At 65.3% G+C, this 15,637-nt stretch carries 15 protein-coding genes and 2 pseudogenes; 12 read left to right on the top strand and 5 right to left on the bottom strand.

The window, feature by feature from the left end; translation table 11 throughout:
* Nucleotides 1-89: 89 nt before the first annotated feature.
* Nucleotides 90-1,061 (bottom strand): LysR substrate-binding domain-containing protein, encoded by a 972-nt coding sequence (locus tag CFB34_RS01425; protein ID WP_089443299.1) that lies wholly within the window; start codon nt 1,059-1,061, stop codon nt 90-92.
* Nucleotides 1,062-1,197: 136 nt separating this feature from the next.
* On the opposite strand from CFB34_RS01425, the gene CFB34_RS01420 reads away from it, so the two are divergent.
* From CFB34_RS01420 to CFB34_RS01410, 3 genes and pseudogenes are all read left to right on the top strand, one after another.
* Nucleotides 1,198-3,498 (top strand): NADP-dependent malic enzyme, encoded by a 2,301-nt coding sequence (locus CFB34_RS01420; protein ID WP_089443298.1) that lies wholly within the window; start codon nt 1,198-1,200, stop codon nt 3,496-3,498.
* A 153-nt stretch (nt 3,499-3,651) separates the two neighbouring features.
* A pseudogene (locus CFB34_RS01415) lies at nt 3,652-3,786 on the top strand (GNAT family N-acetyltransferase); the annotation flags it as partial.
* A 110-nt stretch (nt 3,787-3,896) separates the two neighbouring features.
* Entirely contained in the window at nt 3,897-4,358 is a 462-nt protein-coding gene (locus tag CFB34_RS01410) for an SRPBCC domain-containing protein (protein WP_179243699.1), read from the top strand.
* 17 nt (nt 4,359-4,375) lie between these two features.
* On the opposite strand, the gene CFB34_RS01405 is transcribed toward CFB34_RS01410, so the two are convergent.
* Nucleotides 4,376-4,531: a hypothetical protein gene (locus CFB34_RS01405; protein ID WP_242808535.1), complete on the bottom strand. Its 156-nt coding sequence runs from the start codon at nt 4,529-4,531 to the stop codon at nt 4,376-4,378.
* 7 nt (nt 4,532-4,538) lie between these two features.
* On the bottom strand, nt 4,539-5,468 hold the full coding sequence (locus CFB34_RS01400; protein ID WP_089443296.1) for a LysR family transcriptional regulator: 930 nt from the start codon (nt 5,466-5,468) through the stop codon (nt 4,539-4,541).
* 258 nt (nt 5,469-5,726) lie between these two features.
* Here CFB34_RS01400 and CFB34_RS01395 point away from each other — a divergent pair, with 258 nt between their 5' ends.
* The 5 genes from CFB34_RS01395 to CFB34_RS01375 all read left to right on the top strand — a co-directional run bounded on the left by CFB34_RS01395 (nt 5,727) and on the right by CFB34_RS01375 (nt 10,252).
* On the top strand, nt 5,727-6,638 hold the full coding sequence (locus tag CFB34_RS01395) for an EamA family transporter (RefSeq protein WP_179243700.1): 912 nt from the start codon (nt 5,727-5,729) through the stop codon (nt 6,636-6,638).
* 62 nt (nt 6,639-6,700) lie between these two features.
* On the top strand, nt 6,701-7,726 hold the full coding sequence (locus tag CFB34_RS01390; RefSeq protein ID WP_089443294.1) for an alpha/beta hydrolase: 1,026 nt from the start codon (nt 6,701-6,703) through the stop codon (nt 7,724-7,726).
* A 430-nt stretch (nt 7,727-8,156) separates the two neighbouring features.
* Nucleotides 8,157-9,356 carry a PLP-dependent aminotransferase family protein gene (locus CFB34_RS01385; protein ID WP_089443293.1) on the top strand — a complete coding sequence of 400 codons (1,200 nt, stop codon included), beginning with the start codon at nt 8,157-8,159 and terminating at the stop codon, nt 9,354-9,356.
* A gap of 12 nt (nt 9,357-9,368) precedes the next feature.
* Nucleotides 9,369-9,560 carry a hypothetical protein gene (locus CFB34_RS01380; RefSeq protein ID WP_089443292.1) on the top strand — a complete coding sequence of 64 codons (192 nt, stop codon included), beginning with the start codon at nt 9,369-9,371 and terminating at the stop codon, nt 9,558-9,560.
* Between the two features lie 95 nt (nt 9,561-9,655).
* Nucleotides 9,656-10,252, top strand: a complete 597-nt coding sequence (locus CFB34_RS01375; RefSeq protein ID WP_089443291.1) for a pyridoxamine 5'-phosphate oxidase family protein — start codon at nt 9,656-9,658, stop codon at nt 10,250-10,252.
* Between the two features lie 16 nt (nt 10,253-10,268).
* On the opposite strand, the gene gcvA is transcribed toward CFB34_RS01375, so the two are convergent.
* Nucleotides 10,269-11,162, bottom strand: coding sequence for a transcriptional regulator GcvA (gcvA, locus tag CFB34_RS01370; protein WP_039354300.1), 894 nt, complete (start codon nt 11,160-11,162; stop codon nt 10,269-10,271).
* A gap of 133 nt (nt 11,163-11,295) precedes the next feature.
* Here gcvA and CFB34_RS01365 point away from each other — a divergent pair, with 133 nt between their 5' ends.
* Together CFB34_RS01365 and CFB34_RS01360 are read left to right on the top strand one after the other, a co-directional pair.
* A complete protein-coding gene (locus CFB34_RS01365) occupies nt 11,296-12,000 on the top strand; it encodes an SDR family oxidoreductase (RefSeq protein WP_034188601.1) in 705 nt (234 codons plus the stop codon).
* Nucleotides 12,001-12,204: 204 nt separating this feature from the next.
* A complete protein-coding gene (locus CFB34_RS01360) occupies nt 12,205-13,491 on the top strand; it encodes an epoxide hydrolase (protein ID WP_089443290.1) in 1,287 nt (428 codons plus the stop codon).
* Between the two features lie 186 nt (nt 13,492-13,677).
* Here CFB34_RS01360 and CFB34_RS01355 read toward each other — a convergent pair whose 3' ends face one another.
* Nucleotides 13,678-14,118 carry a hypothetical protein gene (locus tag CFB34_RS01355; protein WP_089443289.1) on the bottom strand — a complete coding sequence of 147 codons (441 nt, stop codon included), beginning with the start codon at nt 14,116-14,118 and terminating at the stop codon, nt 13,678-13,680.
* Nucleotides 14,119-14,319: 201 nt separating this feature from the next.
* On the opposite strand from CFB34_RS01355, the pseudogene CFB34_RS01350 reads away from it, so the two are divergent.
* A pseudogene (locus CFB34_RS01350) lies at nt 14,320-14,556 on the top strand (IS5/IS1182 family transposase); the annotation flags it as partial.
* Nucleotides 14,557-14,816: 260 nt separating this feature from the next.
* The gene (fabI, locus tag CFB34_RS01345; RefSeq protein WP_089443390.1) at nt 14,817-15,581 is read left to right on the top strand and encodes an enoyl-ACP reductase FabI; all 765 of its coding nucleotides are present in this window, start codon (nt 14,817-14,819) and stop codon (nt 15,579-15,581) included.
* Nucleotides 15,582-15,637: the final 56 nt, after the last annotated feature.

Here is a 15,637-nt window from a genome sequence, read left to right as displayed (position 1 = left end):
GGTCCTTCGCCGGCCGTCGGATCACGCATCACCGATCGTTCGCGGGCGGTATCGGTTTCGTGCTTTCGTCCGTGCCGTCTCCGCATACCCTACCGCTGCGCGTCCCCGTAAGTCTCCCTGCAAACCTCGCGCAGCGCGTCGACGAGCAGATCCCGCGCCGGCGAGCGCGACTCGGCGGCGCGGGTAAACAACGCGATGGGCGGAAGCGTCCACACCAGCGAGTAAGGCACGATCGCCACCCCGGCGATCCGCACCAGTTCTTCCGCGATATCGGCGGGCACGATCGACACGGCCTCGTCGCTCGACGCGATCATTTCGCCGATCAGCTTGGACGAGTAACTCTCGACGATCGGGACGGGCGGCGCGATGCCGGCCGACAGGAACAGGTCGGTGACCTGTTCGCGCATCGGCGTATGCGGCGCGCCGAGAATCCAGTCGAGCGCGTGCAGCTTGTGCCAGTCGAGCGCGGTGCGGGCCAGTTTCGCGGCAAGACGCCGGCTCGCGATCATGCGCGGCTGTTGCTGGTACAAGACCTCGAACGAGACCTGGCCCAGATCGATCGCCGACGAGGCCCGTCCGATCACGATGTCGACGCCGTGATCCCGGAGCTGCAGCAGCAACTGATCGCTGGTGCCTTCGTGAATCGTCACGGTCAGGCGCCTTTCCATGCGCGCCTGCAGCCGCTTGAGCGCCGCCGACAGCATGTGTCCGGAAATGAACGGAATCACGCCGATGTGCAGGTGGGCCGCGTGCCCGGCGGCGACGGCCTCCATCTCGCGGGCGAGGTGGTCGAGATCCTTGATCATCGCCTTCGCCCGTTCGAGCACCACCGCGCCGAGCGCGGTGGGCCGCATGCCGCGCGACGAGCGCTCGAACAGCGGCGTGCCGAACATGCTCTCCAGCTCGGACAGCGCGTTCGTCACGGCGGGCTGGCTGCTGGCCATGTGTTCCGCGACGCGCGTCAGCGACCCGTGCTGCTGGATCTGCAGCAACAGCACCAGGTGCCGCATCTTCAGGCGGGCACCCAGCCGCCTGACCACGTCGTTTGCGTCAAAATTCATTGACTAGTCACGTATGCATCATGAAAAAGTGATGGGCCGATATTAAAACAGAATCAACACCTTATGGCGGATCCCTAGAATCCCCTTCATGGATCGCGCCGGGACTGGCCTGGCGCCCGAGCCCGGATCGAAAAACATGAAACAGACTGAGACGCAGCAGCAGGCAGCATTCGACTATCACGAATTTCCGACCCCGGGAAAGATCTCGGTCGTCGCCAGCAAGCCGCTCGTGACCCAGCGCGATCTCGCGCTGGCGTACACGCCGGGCGTGGCGGGCGTGTGCGAGGCCATCGCCGCCGATCCGCTGCAGGCGCACCGGTTCACGAGCCGCGGCAACCTGGTGGGCGTGATCACGAACGGCACGGCCGTGCTCGGCCTGGGCAACATCGGCCCGCTCGCGTCGAAGCCGGTCATGGAAGGCAAGGCCGTGCTGTTCAAGAAGTTCGCGGGGATCGACGTCTTCGACATCGAGATCAACGAAACCGACCCGGACAAGCTGGTCGACATCATCGCCGGCCTCGAGCCGACCTTCGGCGGCATCAACCTCGAGGACATCAAGGCGCCCGAGTGCTTCACGGTCGAGCAGAAGCTGCGTGACCGCATGAAGATCCCCGTCTTCCATGACGACCAGCACGGCACCGCCATCACCGTCTCCGCCGCGTTCATCAACGGGTTGAAGGTGGTTGGGAAGTCCATCAAGGAGGTGAAGGTCGTGACGTCGGGAGCCGGCGCCGCGGCGCTCGCCTGCCTGGACCTGCTGGTCGACCTCGGGCTGCCGGTCGAAAACGTGTGGGTGACCGACATCGAGGGCGTCGTCTATCGCGGCCGCACCACGCTGATGGACCCGGCGAAGTCGCGCTTCGCGCAGGAAACCGATGCGCGCAAGCTGGCCGACGTGATCGGCGGCGCGGACGTGTTCCTGGGCCTGTCGGTCGGCGGCATCCTGACCGCCGACATGCTGAAGGCGATGGCGCCGCGCCCGCTGATCCTCGCGCTGGCCAACCCCACGCCGGAAATCTTCCCGGAACTGGCGCATGCGACGCGTGACGACGTCGTCATCGCGACGGGCCGCTCGGATTACCCGAACCAGGTCAACAACGTCCTGTGCTTCCCGTACATCTTCCGCGGCGCGCTGGACGTCGGCGCGACGACGATCACCCGCGAAATGGAGATCGCCGCGGTTCACGCGATCGCGGGGCTGGCCGAGGAAGAGCAGAACGAAGTCGTCGCGGCGGCCTACGGTGCGTACGACGTGGCGTTCGGCGCGCAATACCTGATTCCGAAGCCGTTCGACCCGCGCCTGATCGTTCGGATCGCGCCGGCCGTGGCCAAGGCGGCGATGGACGGCGGCGTGGCGAAGCGCCCGCTGACCGATCTCGATGCGTACGTCGAGCAACTGCAGCAATTCGTCTACCATTCCGGCGCGTTCATGAAGCCGCTGTTCGCGACGGCGCGTCGCCTGGTGCGCGACGGCGGCAAGGCGCGGATCGTCTTTACCGAAGGCGAGGACGAGCGCGTGCTGCGCGCGGTGCAGGTGATCGTCGACGAGAAGCTGGCGCGGCCGATCCTGGTCGGGCGTCCCGAGGTGCTGCTCGCGCGCATCGAGCGGTTCGGCCTGCGGATCCGGCTCGGTCAGGACGTCGAAGTAACCAATCCGGAATATGACGAGCGCTTCCCGCAGTACTGGACGAAGTACTGGGAGCTGCGCTGCCGGGACGGCATCTCGAAGGAGATGGCACGGGTCGAGATGCGCCGCCGCCTGACGCTGATCGGCGCGATGATGGTGCGGCTCGGCGATGCGGACGGGATGATCTGCGGGACGGTGGGCGAGTATCACAACCACCTGCGGTTCGTCGACGAAGTGATCGGCAAGAAGCCGGGGGCGTCGACCTATGCGGCGATGAACATCCTGTTGCTCGACCAGCGGACGGTCGCGCTGGTGGATACGCACGTCAACGACAATCCCGACGCGGAGCAGATCGCGGAATTCACGATCGCCGCGGCGCGCCAGATGGAATGGCTGAACCTGACGCCGAAAGCGGCGTTGCTGTCGCGGTCGAACTTCGGGTCGGGGAGCGCGGCGTCGGGCGTGAAGATGCGCCGGGCGCTGGAGATCGTCCGGGAGCAGGCGCCGGATATCGAGGCGGACGGCGAGATGCATGGCGACTGCGCGCTGGATGAAGGCTTGCGGTCGAAGCTGCTGCCGATGTCGCCGCTGAAGGGCGCTGCCAACCTGCTGGTTTGCCCGAACGTGGATGCGGGGAATATCGCGTACAACCTGCTGAAGACCGAGGCGGGCAGCAACGTGGCGGTGGGGCCGTTCCTGCTGGGCGTGAACGCGCCGGTGAACATCCTGACGTCGAGCGCGACGGTGCGCCGGATCGTGAACATGGCGGCGTTGACGGTGATCGAGGCCAACCGGAATGTGGCGGGCTGATTGATCGGTTGTTGTGGGGCGGCTGAGGCCGCCCCTTGTTTGTCGGCATTCGGCCATTTTGAAACACTCGACGCCGCCGATTGAACTGCCGACAATCATCTTTCCCGGACACGCATCGATCAATCAGCATGAGCGCAATCAAACTGTTGAGGCCTCGATGCAACGCTGAATGCAGCGCCGTTCTATCGCAGTTGTGGTTGGACGGGCGACGCGGTTTCGGTATATCGGACGACGCGTGGATTGGAATTGGCGTGCGTACCGATGAATAAGTGCATCGCCCTCGCGTAGGCTGCATTCCGTGCCGCGTGCGCTTGCGCTTGCGGGCAGGAGCAGATGATCGCTACCGATCGCTCTCGATGACCATGGACCTGCCGACCACGAAATGTCTCCGAGGCCTTATGAGCACGACATCCGATCAACTGTGTGATGAGCCCGTCGAACGTACGATCTTCGTCGCCGCGCCCATCGAGATCCTGGCGGCCAGCCTTGCCGAGCCGTCGCGGATGGCCGAGTGGATGGGCGACGACGTCATGCCGGTGTCTGTCGAGCATGAGGGACGCGCGGGCGGCTTGATCGTCGTACGCGGGTGGCAGCACGTGCCGTTCGAGAATCGTGGCCGCATTGTGCGCTGGGATCCGCCGCGGCGTTTCAGCTGGACGCACCTGAGCACATTGTCAAACCTGCCGGACGAGCCGGCCAGCTACACGACGCTGGATTTCGCGCTGGAGCCCGCTTGCAGCGGCACGACGCTCTCGTTCACGATGCACGGCTTCCCGACGCTCGTCATCCGCAAGCATTTGGTGCTCTACTGGGCGGTGACGCTGGACGTCATCCGGCGCCATGCGGAGGGCTACGCTTGATCCGAGACGAACCTGCGTCATTGAATGCGAAGAAACATACCGGCTTTCTCGGGAAGTAACGACGGCTGGAAGCCATAGCGCCCGTAGAACGTCGGCGTCCCGTGATCCGCCATCAGACTGACATGGGCAGTCGGTGGCGCATTCTCGTGAATGTAGTTGATCAGTGCTCGCATGACCAACTTAGTCGACGAACGGCAGCCGCTCCACACCGCGCCAGATCTGGCTGTCGACGATTTCGTCGACCATCGCGAGAACCATCCGCTTGCCTTCAAGCACCGCTTGCGAATGCGAGCGCGCCGCATTTTCACAGAGCGCCCAGGTGAGATAGGCGCCCCGGATCGGACTCCACGAGATTGATTCTTCCCAGAACGCGTTGCCGCTGACCGCGCAACATGGCGTCACGGTATCCGCGATTCCCCGCCGAGCGAGGTCCATCGACAGATGCATTGCATCGAGTTCGAACAGGATGTCGAGTTCGACATTGCGACGGACCATCGCGTGCTCGATGGTCGAGCGGATGACATTCTGTTTTCCCGCCAGCGCGAGTTTGCGATCCCTGAGACGCGACAGCGGCACCGCTTTGTCGGGCCTCAAGCCGGCATCCTTGGCACTCACGAGAATGAGCGGCTCCCGAACGAGTGGAGTATGGACATAGCCCTGCGGCGGCGACGCTTCGAACGGGACGATGGCGAGGTCCAGCATGCCGGCATGCATGACGTCACGAAGCTCGTGGCTCACGCCCTCGTGAACACGAAGCCTCACGCGTGGATAGTCGGCGACCAGGCGCGCCACGAAGTTCGATGTGAACAGGTTGCGCCAGGAAGGCGCAATGCCTATCGCCAACTGGCCTGCCGCGCGGTCGCCCACCTGCTCGACCAACGAAGTCAACTGACGAAGAATGGGCCGCGCGCGCTCCATCAGCAGCGTGCCGGCCTCCGTCAGCTGAACGCCGCCCTGCGTTCGCGTAAAAAGCTTCGCGCGAAGTTGATGCTCGAGCAGCGCGATATGGCGCGATAGCGCTGGCTGGGAGAGCCGCAAGTCAGTTGCGGCCTTGTTGATACTGCCGAGTTCGGCAACACGCAAGAAGTACTCGATAAGGCGAGAGTCCACTGGCGCCTCCGTGCATTCCAGTTGGGTCTATTGCACAAGCAGGGCAAGCATAACGCCGTTATTCAGTACATGGATAACAGCCATAAAACGTCCGCATTATCGGGATAACGATGCGCTCGGTAGCATTGAAGTCATCGCATACGAGGTCGTCGACCGTAACGGTCCCAGGGCAGCGCCGTACAGGGAGCATTTCATGAGCCAGTGCCCGGGCGGCAAGGCGGCCACGATCGCCGGAATCGTGAGACAGGAGGGCGCAAAGTGACTGTGACAACCACGGCCCCTACCCGCTGGAGCGCGCATCGCGGGTGGGTCGCGCTCGCCGTCGGCTACCAATGGTTCTACAACGGGGCCAATTTCCTGGCTTTCAAGGTGGCCGGGAACGCGTGGCATCCGCTGATGGTGGCGACATTGCGCTTCTCGCTCGCGGCGCTGGTCGTTCTGCCTTTCGCGCTGGCGCGCTGGCGCCGGTCGCCTGCGTCGGTCCGCGAGTCGGGTGGGGCGGCGTTGATTGGCGTCACCATGCTGGTGGCCAGTCAGGCACTCGCGATCTGGGGGACGCATTTTTTGCCGGCAGGGGTGGCCGCGGTATTCGGTTCGTCTTCGCCGCTCTTTCTGGCGGTGTTCGCATGGGCCGTGTTTCACCAGCCGCTGACCGGCCGTCAGATCGCCGGGGTCGCCGTCGGCTTTGCCGGTCTCGCGCTGATGGGCTGTACGTCGGCTGCCGGCGGCGTCTTCCGGCCGATGGGCGCGGTGCTTGCGCTTACCGCGACTGCGGCCTGGGCAGTCGGATCGTTGCTTGCGCCGCGGCTGGCGTTGCCTCGCGATCCCGTGATCAGCCTCGCGATACAACTGATATCGGCCGGCGCGCTGCTCGGCGCGATCGTCGCCGTGTCCGGAATCGCTGCCACGACGCACCTTGCGCGCGTACCGCCAGCGGCATGGGCCGCGCTCGCGTTCCTCGTCGTGGCGAGCACGCTGATCGGCTACGCCGTGTTCCTGACGCTCAACGCTCAGGTCTCGACGACGCTCGCCAACACCTTCAACTATGCCGCGCCGGTGATCGCGCTATGTCTCTCCGCACTTGTGCTGCACGAGCCGTTGACGTTCGTGAAGCTGATTTCCGGCGGCATCGCGTTGGTGGGGGTGGCGCTGATGATCGATCGCAAGTAGCCCGGCGAACGGCTGGCTTTTCACCTTCAGCAGACCGCTGAAATCGACTGGAGTCCTGAATCATGACGGAAACATCTCGACACCCGCTGGTATCACGCACGTTCAACATGACTGGTCGGTCGACGCACTATCTCGAGAGTGGGCCGGCCGAGGGACCGCTGATGTTCTTTCTGCACGGCTGGCCGAGCATCAGTTTGATGTGGCGCGCCCAAATGGAAGCCTTCGCCGCTGACGGCTGGCGCTGCGTTGCGCCGGACTTGCGCGGCTACGGTGGTTCCTTTGCGCCCGAAGCCACCGACGCCTACACCATCGAGGCCGTCGTGACGGACATGAACGAGCTGCACGACCACCTCGGCGGCGCGCCTGCGATCTGGGTCGGGCACGACTGGGGAAGTGTCGTGGCCGCAGAATTGTCCGCGCATGAACCCGAGCGTAGCCGTGGTGTGGTGCTGACTTCGCTGGCCTATCAACCCGATGGGCACGCGCTGAGCACGGTCGTTCCACTGGTCGACCGGGCGATTTATCCCGCCGACGCGTATCCCGATGGTCAGTGGGATTACTACCGTTACTACACGACGCATTTCGAAGCGGCGGTCGCGGACCTGGATGCGGACCGGACGGCATCGCTGGCGTCAATTTTTCGATCGGGGAACCCCGATGGTATCGGCAAGGTGTCGCCGAATGCCGTCGTCACCCGCAATGGAGGGCGTTTCGGTGCCGCGCATCGTGCGCCGCCGACTCGCCCTGATCCGGCTCTGTGGCCGCCGGCGGACTTTGAAGCGCTGGTAGCGTCGTTCGATACGCGTGGCTTCCGTCCCGCCTGTGCGTGGTACCTGAACGACGAGGCCAACATCGCTTACGCGCGCCACGCGCCGGATGGCGGCCGTCTCTCGCAGCCGGTGCTGTTCGTCAACGGCGAATTCGATCAGATTTGCAGCATCACCGGAAATCGCCAGGGCGATCCCATGCGTGCGGCGTGCGCAGACCTGACCGTGGCAACGATGCCGGCCGGACACTGGTTGCCGCTGGAATGCAAGGCACAGCACATCGAGGTTCTCCGTGCGTGGCTCCGGAGCAGAAATCTTTGATGCGGAGAGACATCGGTCGGACTGGGTGCATCGATTCAAGTCTCAGCGGCGGGGCAAGGAGAAGGGAGTCGAGTTTCAGCCGCGCGAAGCGGTGGTCGTCGCGTTGAAGCGGCGCCACCCACGATTTACGATTCGCGCTAAATCGCCCACGCCAGGAAAGCAGTAGTGGTCATCGTGACCCCATCCGACGAAACAATCCCCCGAATCAAACACCCGTTCGACAAACCAGCCGAACCCCGCGCCCCCAAACACCCGCCCCACCGCCATGTGATGACCAAACCGCAAGACCTAGTGCATAGATATCGTTTGCCGCGGCCTTAATGACTATCGACAATCGTGGCTCGATTTCACCGCCGTGGCGCCAGAAGCGCCGCGGTGGCCGGTATCGGGCGGCTATCCCGGCCGTCCGCGCCATCCAGCCCACGACGACATGTACGCGTTCACTCCCTCATTCCAGAATCCCGCCGGCTCGCCGATCCGCGAACTGTTCAAGTACCTGTCCGAACCGGGCATGATTTCCTTCGCGGGCGGCTACCCGGCCAGCGACCTGTTCGACGTCGACGGCCTGAACGCGGCCGCCGAGCGCGCGTACGCGCAGCCCGTGCGCTGCCTGCAATACGGCCCGACCGACGGCCTCGCCGAACTGAAGCAGCAATTGATCGCGCTGATGGGGCGGCGCGGCGTGACGTGCACGGCGGCCGAGCTGCTCGTCACGACCGGTTCGCAGCAAGGCCTCGACCTGCTGCTGCGCGTGATGGTGTCGCCCGGCGACGTCGTGCTGACCGAGCAGCCGGCTTACCCGGCGACGCTGCAGGCGATGCGTCTGCAGCAGGCGCGCATCGTGACGATTCCGGTCGACGGCGCGGGCCTCGACGTCGATCGTCTCGGCGAACAGCTCGCGTCCGGCGCGATCGCGCAGCCGAAACTGCTCTACACGGTCCCGACCTTCGCGAACCCGACGGGCGCGACGCTCACGCGCGAGCGCCGGCTGAAGCTGCTGCGTCTCGCGGTGCAATACCGTTTCCTGATCGTCGAGGACGATCCGTACGGCGACCTGCGTTTCGCGGGCGAAGCCGTGCCGTCGATGCTGGCTCTCGCCGACGAAGTGGATGGCGCGCGCGACTGGATCGTGCATTTCGCGAGCCTGTCGAAGATCGTCGCGCCCGGGCTGCGCGTGGGCTGGACGATCGCGCCGGCCGAGATCGCGCGGCGCTGCGTGATCGCGAAGCAGACGGTCGATCTGTGCAGCACGCCGTGGACCCAGGCGGCCGCCGCCGAGTATCTGGCCGACGGTGCGCTCGAACGCCATCTGCCGCGCATCACGGCCGCGTACCAGCGCAAATGCGACGCGATGTGCGACGCGTTGCGCGACGGCCTGGGCGATGCGATCGAATTCCATCGTCCCGAAGGCGGGATGTTCGTGTGGGCGCGGATCGGCGCGGTGTCGTCGGACGTGCTGCTGCAACAGGCGATCGCAAACAAGGTCGTGTTCGTGCCGGGCAAGGCGTTCTTCGCGGACAACGTCGACGCGGCCTCGCTGCGCCTGTCGTTCGCCGCACCGGACGTCGACGCGATCCGGGAAGGCGTGGCGCGCCTCGTGCGCGCGTATGGTGCGGCGCTCGCTGCGTGAGGAGACATCAACGTGAACATCACCGTCAACGACACCGTATCGATGAGCATCGCGCCGGGCGCGGGCGATAACCGGCCGGTCGCACACCGGTCGTCGCAGATCAGCGCCGGGCCGCAGTATGTGGCCGACGTGCTCGGCCGCTTCGGCGCGGAGCCGGCGGCCGACCTCGGCGACGCGGCACCGGTCGTACTCGGCTACAACTGAGCCGCCCGGCGGCGGCCGGCGCGCCACACGCGTGCCGTCGCCGCAGCAAACGGTTAAGCTGGCGCGATCGCCACCCGCCCGATCGCCGCTTCGTCATGCCTGATGCCACTTCCGAATCACTCGCGCAAACCTACGAGCGCCTGTGGTCGTGCCTCGAATCCGGCGTGAGCGCGCAACGCTCGCCGTTCACGATGCTGCAGGCCGCGACGCTCGGCATCGACGGCGCGCCGAAGGTGCGCACGATCGTGTTGCGTCAGGTGAGCCGCGCCGATCGCATGCTGTCGTTTCATACCGATGCGCGTTCGGAGAAGGTCGCGGAGCTGCGCCGCGATCCGCACATCGCGCTCGTCGCCAGCGATCTCGACGCGCTCGTGCAGATTCGCGTGGAAGGTGCGGCATCGATCTGCGACGACGAAGCGCAACGGCGGGCGATCTGGCAAGCGAGCCGTCCGCATACGCTGCTGCTGTATCGCGCACCGTTGCCGCCGGGTACGCCGGTCGCGTCGCCGGAAGTCGCGCATGTCCCGGCGAGCCAGGGTGCCGCATCGACCGATGACGGCTACGACAATTTCTGTCTGCTTCACGTGACCGTGACGCGTATCGACTGGCTCGAACTCGCCCGCGCCGGCCATCGCCGCGCGGTGTTCGACCTGCACGAACGCGGCTACGAAGGCCGCTGGGTCGCGCCCTGACGCGGCCGACGCCCGCTCAAGGGCGCCCGTCCGACACGGCCTGCGTGGCCATCCATTCGCGCATCACGACGATCGCATCGTCGTCGCGCCGCTCGGCCGGATACACGAGATAGAACCCCACCGACAGCGGAAACGCGAAATCGAACGGCTTGCACAGCCGGCCCGCGGCGATGTCGCGCTCGACCAGCGGATCGGTGGCGAGCGCGATGCCCTGGCCGGCGACGGCCGCATCGATCGCAAGCGACGTCTGGTTGAAGCGCAACCCCTTGTGCGGATCGATGTCGACGGGCTCGGGCATCGCGGCGAGGAACTCGGGCCACAGGTCGTGCGCGTCGTGCAGCAGCACGTGGCCCGCGAGCGCGCGCGGCGACGCGGGCGCGGCCAGCAGCGCGGGGCTGCACACCGCGCACACGTCGAGCGGGAACAGCGCATGCGTGGCGAGATGCTTGCCGAACGGCGGCTTGCCGTAGCGGATCGCGAGATCGACGCCGTCGTGGCGGAACGTCGCGATCTGCGGGTCGGCGATCACGCGCACGTCGTAGTCGGGATGCGCATCGGTGAACTGCGCGAGCCGCGGGATCAGCCATTTCGACGCGAACGACGGCGTCGTGCTGATCGTCAGCGCGGCGCGGCGCTTCACGAGCTTGTCGGTCGCGTCGGCGATCGCATGCAGCGCGCGCTGCACGTCGGAGAAATACGCGGCGCCGTCGTGCGTCAGCGCGAGGCCGCGCGGCAGGCGCTCGAACAGCTTCAGGCCGAGCACGTCCTCGAGGTGGCGCACCTGCTGCGCGACGGCGCCCTGCGTGACACCGATCTCGTCGGCGGCGGCGCGGAAATTGAGGTGCCGTGCGGACACTTCGAACGCGCGAAGCGCATTCAGCGGCGGCAGACGGGAGGGGCGAGGCGGCATCGTCAGGCTGTAGAAAAACTATCGGCTAGAGGCAGAAATACTGGTTCGACAGTCGTGATGGATGCGCCTACATTACCACCATGGCGGGCCGAACGGCGGCTGCGCGCGGCAGGATTCGAACGAGGAGTACATCGTGACTGTAGAAAAAGTAGCGTTGATCACGGCGGCAGGCAAGGGCATGGGCGCGGCGATCGCGCGTGAGCTGGCGGCGACGGGCTATCGCGTCGCGCTGATGTCGCCGTCGGGCAGCGCGGTGGCGCTCGGCGAGGAACTGGGCGGCTTCGGCATCCAGGGCTCGGTGACGGAAGAAGCCGACATCGACCGGCTCGTGCAGGAAACGGTGGCGCGCTACGGTCGCATCGATGCGGTCGTGAACAACACCGGGCACCCGCCGAAGGGCGATCTGCTGGCGATCACCGACGACAACTGGCACGCGGGGCTCGACCTGATCCTGCTGAACGTGGTGCGCGTGATGCGCCGCGTGACGCCGATCTTCCAGAAGCAGGGCGGCGGCGCGGTGGTCAACATCTCGAGTTTCGCGGCGGATGCGCCCGAGCAGCCGATGCCGGTTTCGTCGGCGCTGCGCGCGGCGCTGAGCGCGTGGACGCGGCTTTACGCGGAACGCTATGCGGCCGAGAACATCCGGATGAACGCGGTGCTGCCGGGCTTCATCGACAGCTGGCCGGAAACGCCGGAGATCGTCGCGCGCATTCCGGCCGGCCGCTTCGGCAAGACCGGCGAGATCGCGAAGACGGTCGCGTTCCTGCTGTCGGACGGTGCGGGCTACATCACCGGCCAGAACATTCGCGTCGACGGCGCGATCGTCAAGGCGCTCTGAGCGGCTCGGGGGTGGGCGGCTGCGGAGGCCGGCCCGCTCGCCTCCCAGCCGCTACAAACGCGTACAAATCAGACAAATACCGGATACATCAGACCTTTCAAATGGGCGACGCCGCGTGACGCGGGCGCGCCGGATTGAAAGCGAAGGCGCGCTTCCCGCGCGCGGCATGTTCACTTTCCACTTCACGAAAGGAGATGCCGAACGATGTCTTCCACACCGTTTTCACCGATGCGTCGCCACCTGCTGGCCACCTCCGTGGCCGCCGGGGTCTCGGCGATGCTGCCCACCGCGCTGCACGCGGCGACCGGCGCGACCGGCGCGAGCGGCATACGCCCGTTCACCGCGCACATTCCCGATGACGCCGTGGCCGACCTGCGCCGCCGCATCGCCGCGACGCGCTGGCCGGGTCGCGAGACCGTCGCCGACGAATCGCAAGGCGTGCGCCTCGCGCGCATGCAGGCGTTGCTGCGTTACTGGGGCACCGACTACGACTGGCGCAAGGGCGAGGCGCGCCTGAACGGCTTCCCGATGTTCATCACGGAAATCGACGGGCTCGACATTCATTTCATTCACGTGCGCTCGCGGCACGAGAACGCGATGCCGATGATCATGACGCACGGCTGGCCGGGCTCGATCTTCGAGTTGCTGAAGGCGATCGGCCCGCTGACCGATCCGACCGCGCACGGCGCGAGCGCGGACGATGCGTTTCACGTCGTCGTGCCGTCGTTGCCGGGCTTCGGCTTCTCGGGCCGTCCGACGCAGACCGGCTGGGGTTCCGACCACATCGCGCGCGCATGGGGCGAGCTGATGGCGCGGCTGGGCTATACGCGCTTCGTGTCGCAGGGCGGCGATTGCGGCTCGGTGATCTCGCACCGGATGGCGATGCAGCGCGTGCAAGGTCTGGCCGGGATTCACGTGAACATGCCGGCGACGGTGCCGCCGGATATCGCGACGCTGCTCGCGACCGATGCGCCCGCGCCGGCTTCGCTGTCGCCGAAGGAGAAGGCCGCGTACGAGAAGCTCGCGACGTTCTATCGCGACAATTGCGGCTACTCGGCGATGATGGTCACGCGACCGCAGACGGTCGGCTATGCGCTCGCCGATTCGCCTGCGGGGCAGGCGGCGTGGATGGTCGACAAGATCTCGCAGTGGACGTACAGCGGCGGCGTGCCCGAACGCTCGATTCCGCGCGACGAGATTCTCGACGACATTTCGTTGTACTGGCTGACGAACACCGCGACGTCCGCCGCGCAGATCTACTGGGAGGATCACTCGAACAACTTCAACGCGGTGGACATCTCGCTGCCGGCGGCGATCACGGTGTTTCCGGGCGAGATCTACCAGGCGCCGCGCAGCTGGGCCGAGCGCAGTTATCACAACCTGATCTACTTCAACGAAGTCGACAAGGGCGGGCATTTCGCGGCATGGGAGGAGCCGGAACTGTTTGCGCGTGAAGTGCGTGCCGGGTTCCGGCCGTTGCGGCGCGTGTAAGCGGGGACCGGATGGCGAACGCGGGCCGGCGCGGTCATGCGGCCTGCGTTTGTTTCTGTTTTGCGGTTCAGCTCGCCCAGGCGGATGGCAACCTCGGCTGCCAGCGATTCGACGTGTCGTGCCCACCGGCAGTGACGAGGGTGCGCCGAACAACTCAATCGGCGCACCACCGACGCGTGGCTCAGGTCACTTCTTGAACGAATCCTGCGGGACCGGAACCGGGCTCCAGATCTCCGCATCCGACGCGTTGGCCGCGTACGTCCAGATGTACGTGCCCTTCGCGACGTTTCTCCATTGGAGGTCGAAGACCAGTTGCGAATTGCTCACGTTTTCGATGTAGCCCGATTGCGCGTCGTCCGACTGCGGGTCGAATTGCCATTGCTGGGAGGCCGACGCGTTGTTTTTCTTGTAGGTGTTCAGGGTAAGGTACTGCTCGGCGGATACCGTTCCGCAGTCGATGGCGAGCGTGGGGTCGCTGTGCAGCGTGATTGCGCCATCCGGTTGGAAGTCCCACTCGGTATACAGGTTGTCCGTACTGGTGGGAAGGAGCACCAGCCGGTTGCCTTTGACGCGATCGGTGACGCCGATGAGCCAGCTGTTGTCGGCCGAGTAAAAGATTTTTGCCATTTTTCCCTCTGAGCGGTAATTGAATGAGTCGATAAATGAACGCTACTTTCCCGACAGCAGCCTCACGTGGAAATCATCCTTGCGCAGGACCCTCGATGTATCGGCATATATTCGACGAAAAATCGTCGGCGCTTGATTGGCAAGGTTTAATAATGGGCTTCTGCCTGGGATGAACATTAGGGCCGCCACAACGCTGAATCAATTACATGCAATTACACGAAGGCGCGCTACCGTGTCGGGAACGGCTCGACCTGCAACGCTGCTCTGATCAACCGACGGAACGTCACGAAATAGATCGATGAAGCCGCCCTGGCGGGCATGCCGGAGGCCGAGCCAACGCGCGGGCGTCCGCGCCTGTCGAGCACCGCGCCGATCCAGGCGCTGGTGGGCATCAAGACCGTGTTGCGCCTGCCGCTGCGCGCGCTACCAGGCTTCGCACACGATTGAATGACATAACGATGAAAATCCATCCTTCCGGATCGAAACATTCCATCGTAATTATCTGATTTGAAAGCGATTTTGATAAAAATCAAAAATATATCGCGTGAATGATCGGGTAGTTTGAAACCCTCAATACAATGATTCGCGGCACAAAGGCAATTCGGCCCTTTCGCAGTTTCGCCCGATGAAAAAATACGATCCGAGGTTTCGCGATGACGAATAATGACGTGCGCGAATCGCGCGCGCCCGGCAATGGCATGCGGCCGCTTGAAGGCAAAAGGGGCATCGTCGTCGGCCTGGCGAACGAGCAGAGCATCGCCTGGGGATGTGCGCGCGCCTTTCACGCGGCGGGGGCCGAGCTGGCCGTGACCTGGCAATCCGAGCGCGCGTTGCCGTACGTCGAGCCGCTGCTGGAACAGCTGAAGCCGGCGATCGCGATGCCGCTCGATGTCAGCCGGGCCGACCAGATGCGCGACGTGTTCGACACGATCGGCGAGCAGTGGGGCCGCCTCGATTTTCTGCTGCATGCCGTCGCTTATGCCCCGAAGGCCGACCTGCACGGGCGGGTCGTCGACAGTTCGCCGGAAGGGTTTGCCCTCGCGATGGATACTTCCTGCCACTCGTTCATCAGGATGGCGAAGCTTGCCGAGCCGTGGATGGATTCCGGCGGCAGCCTGATGGCGATGACCTATATCGGCGCCGATCAGGTCATCGCCGAGTACGGCGTGATGGGGCCGGTCAAGGCGGCGCTGGAGGCCAGCGTTCGCTATCTGGCCGTCGAGCTGGGGCCGGCAGGCATCCGCGTGCATGCGGTGTCGCCCGGGGCGTTGCCCACGCGGGCGGCCTCCGGGCTGCCGAACTTCGATCACCTGCTCGACGACACCGCACAACGTGCGCCATTGCGCCGGCCGTTCGACATCGACGACGTCGGCGCGCTATGCACCTTTCTTGCCAGCGATGCCGCACGCGCGATGACCGGCGGCGTTCACTACGTCGACGCGGGGATGCACGTGCTCGGCTGACGCGAGACGGCCGCTCCCGGAATGCGTCGGGATTCACCTTGCCCCTCTGGAGAACA

This window comes from Burkholderia sp. HI4860, from assembly GCF_002223045.2.
Classification (GTDB): domain Bacteria; phylum Pseudomonadota; class Gammaproteobacteria; order Burkholderiales; family Burkholderiaceae; genus Burkholderia.
Note: the sequence above shows the minus strand (reverse complement) of the source record. Positions and strands in the feature narration are given on the sequence as shown.

Excerpts from the sequence above, each read along its gene's own strand:
- CFB34_RS01425 (WP_089443299.1), bottom strand. The coding sequence starts at position 1,061 with ATGAATTTTGACGCAAACGACGTGGTCAGGCGGCTGGGTGCCCGCCTG.
- CFB34_RS01420 (WP_089443298.1), top strand. The coding sequence starts at position 1,198 with ATGAAACAGACTGAGACGCAGCAGCAGGCAGCATTCGACTATCACGAA.
- CFB34_RS01410 (WP_179243699.1), top strand. The coding sequence starts at position 3,897 with ATGAGCACGACATCCGATCAACTGTGTGATGAGCCCGTCGAACGTACG.
- CFB34_RS01405 (WP_242808535.1), bottom strand. The coding sequence starts at position 4,531 with ATGCGAGCACTGATCAACTACATTCACGAGAATGCGCCACCGACTGCC.
- CFB34_RS01390 (WP_089443294.1), top strand. The coding sequence starts at position 6,701 with ATGACGGAAACATCTCGACACCCGCTGGTATCACGCACGTTCAACATG.
- CFB34_RS01385 (WP_089443293.1), top strand. The coding sequence starts at position 8,157 with ATGTACGCGTTCACTCCCTCATTCCAGAATCCCGCCGGCTCGCCGATC.
- CFB34_RS01375 (WP_089443291.1), top strand. The coding sequence starts at position 9,656 with ATGCCTGATGCCACTTCCGAATCACTCGCGCAAACCTACGAGCGCCTG.
- gcvA (WP_039354300.1), bottom strand. The coding sequence starts at position 11,162 with ATGCCGCCTCGCCCCTCCCGTCTGCCGCCGCTGAATGCGCTTCGCGCG.
- CFB34_RS01360 (WP_089443290.1), top strand. The coding sequence starts at position 12,205 with ATGTCTTCCACACCGTTTTCACCGATGCGTCGCCACCTGCTGGCCACC.
- CFB34_RS01355 (WP_089443289.1), bottom strand. The coding sequence starts at position 14,118 with ATGGCAAAAATCTTTTACTCGGCCGACAACAGCTGGCTCATCGGCGTC.
- fabI (WP_089443390.1), top strand. The coding sequence starts at position 14,817 with ATGCGGCCGCTTGAAGGCAAAAGGGGCATCGTCGTCGGCCTGGCGAAC.